This is a genomic window from Polaribacter sp. M10 (genome assembly GCF_054968445.1).
The window spans coordinates 1-1,443 of record NZ_JBSSBG010000055.1; the positions used below are offsets into that span (position 1 = coordinate 1).

Genomic DNA, 1,443 nt, shown 5'->3' on the forward strand with positions numbered 1-1,443 from the left:
ATTAGAAGGCGCAACTGTAACTTTAGATCCAGGAACACCTGGAGATGCAAGTGATGATGTAACTACAACAACAGACGTAAACGGAAATTATTTATTTGAAGATTTAGTTGCAGGAGATTACACAGTAAGTGTAGATTTAAGTACAGTAACTGGAGGTTTACCTGCAGGAGTAACAACTGCAGATTTAGAGCAAACTTATGACAATGATGGAACAGGAACAGCCAATACAAGTGAAGTAACTTTAGCAGCAGGAGAAGATAATTTAGGCCAAGATTTTGGTTATTCAAATTTAATTTGCACATTTCAAAACCCTACAGATGCAGCTTTAGATTTTAATATTTTTACAGAAGATGGTTTAATTTTACAAACTAATGAAACAGAAGGTAGTATCGCAACAGGAGGTGATTTAACGATATTGGGATCTTATCAAGCTGCCATTCATAATGCAGGAACTTTTCAAGTTAATAACACAAATATTGGTTTATTAGTTGATGGAAAAGTAGTTTATCAATCTGGTAGCTCTTTACAAGTTGGTTCAAGTGCTTATGTTAAAATAGGAAATCAGAATAATTCCGTTGCTTGGTATAAAGATCAAAATAATGCCACACCACCCATAAGAGTAACATCTAATTCAAACTACAACAGTAATCCTTTTATTCAATTACAACAAAACTCAACATTTTTTAATGTTTCTGAGACTAATAATCCAGTTTTCGAGAGTAATTTAATAGATTTTGTTAGTGCCTTTCAAACTTTAGAAGCAAATTCTACTAAATTATCTCAAAATACAAATAATGCACAATTAACCGATCCAAATGGTAATTCAATTTCAAATACAAATTTGCCTAATCAAGTTAAAATTAACTTACAAAACGGAATAAATTATTTGAATGTTACTGGTACAGATTTAAATAATGTAAGTGTATTTACCTATAATAATCAACCATCTTCATCTAAAATTTTAATTATAAACGTAGATGCATCTGGAACGTTTAATTGGAATGTTTGGAACCAAGCAGGTGTTGCTATTCAAAATGCACCTTATATTCTTTATAATTTTTATAATACAACTCAATTAAATATCAACGGAAATTCAACAATTGAAGGTACTGTTTTAGCCCCTTTTGCAGATATTGATAAAACTGTTAATCAATCTAATATAGAAGGTCAAGTCATTGGTAAAACTTTTAAACATGCTGGAGGTGAAGTTCATTCAGCTAATTTTGATGCAGATATTGATATTTGTTCTTCTACTACAGCTACAGGATCAATAGGAGATACAATTTGGTTTGATGCAAATAACGATGGTTCATCTATTGGTGAAAACGGATTAGAAGGCGCAACAGTAACTTTAGATCCAGGCACTCCTGGAGATGCAAGTGATGATGTAACTACAACAACAGACGCAAACGGAAATTATTTATTTGAAGATTTAGTTGCAGG

The 1,443-nt window shown here is 31.7% G+C and carries 1 protein-coding gene; it reads left to right on the forward strand.

Annotated features, from left to right (window positions below; all coding sequences use genetic code 11):
* Window positions 1-1,443 (forward strand): choice-of-anchor A family protein (locus tag ACWYN7_RS17255; RefSeq protein WP_462861218.1); only part of this gene is annotated, 1,443 nt, incomplete at both ends.